1 protein-coding gene is annotated in these 1,278 nt (G+C 39.1%); it reads right to left on the bottom strand.

The window, feature by feature from the left end:
- Positions 1–1,065: 1,065 nt before the first annotated feature.
- The coding region (locus VTH8203_RS24685; protein ID WP_208617795.1) for a hypothetical protein at positions 1,066–1,278 on the bottom strand (213 nt) is incomplete at its 5' end.

The following is a 1,278-nucleotide window of genomic DNA, read 5'->3' as shown; positions in this document are numbered from 1 at the left end:
GAATGCTTTCTCATTTTTGAGGACAATCTGGCGCGGATCTCATCGTAGAGCTGGGGCTAAAGTAAATTGGTCTCAATTAGACTCTGAATACATTAGCGCAAACCAACTCCGTTATTTTGGAATTTTCACTTGCAAAACGGGGCGTACCATACATTCTGTCCAAAAATGATTCTGACATTAAACAATCTTTATTAGAGGTTAACAGATAGCAGTGATTTGCTGAAAAATTATGTACCAATAAAGTTCGTCAGTATAAACTTTGTTGCCTATACTGTTAAATGCATAATCATTATACTTTCTACCATTAGTATTTTATTCGCCCACTCTCTTAGCTCCTGATAGTGGGCTTTTTTCATCCTGCCATACCTATAGTTATTCATGATTTGCTAATGTATGATTTTCCGAACCTAATTTTTGTCCAGTAACTTGTCAGGCCGCCCCGTTGTCTGGTGTGATCATTCAAAGTATGTCATTCATAGCGCATCGCTACTTACAATTTTTGTCATATGGTCGAATTGCAGAAGGCCACGAACAAAGCGTGGTATAGCTGAAGCCAAATTGGAATTTTCGCTGAAATGGGGACTACCCTCTGTTGCTTACGTACAAAAAAAGAGCCCTTGGTTCAGGGCTCATAAAAATCACGCACAGATTTTTTCGCTCTTAGTTGCAGGTTAAGAGACGTTGTTGATAATAGACTTATTAGCGATTTGTGTCGTTTGGACTTTTGTTTGTTTGGGTAAACATCACATTTTAATGTCATGCTAGATACAGAAGCAAAACGCCTCCTTTTTATCGGGGAGGCGTTTCGAACGACAAAGAAAACCTGAGAAATCCATTGTTGTTATTAACAGTGTGGTCAATATGGCGCATATTGCAATTTCGTAGCACCAATCATTTATGCATCTGGTTGATTATTTTGGTTAAAAGCCGTTTATCCACTAATTTTGTGGATAACCAAGAATCTCTCTCTAAGCCACGATTGTTTCTAGCAACATGTAAAGCAGTGCCTGCTAACAGATAACTGATAAGATGATGTTTTCACGGAATCTGCAATACCTGAAGTTATTAATTAATTGAAACTTGGTAAACCACCGCCTCTGGCGGTGTGACTCGAAAAGGCTCTGCCGTAACAGCGTGCATCGATGGGAAAATGACCTCCTTTATAGAACCGGCAAGTTCAAAGGAGGTCATATGAGAGACTGGCAGAGCCAAGCTCACGTTAAACATTATTGCAAATATCACGTTGTGATTGTTCCAAAATATCGAAAGAAAGCGATT

It is taken from the genome of Vibrio thalassae, from assembly GCF_900089835.1.
Lineage (GTDB): Bacteria > Pseudomonadota > Gammaproteobacteria > Enterobacterales > Vibrionaceae > Vibrio > Vibrio thalassae.
This window is presented reverse-complemented; position numbering and strand designations above follow the sequence as displayed.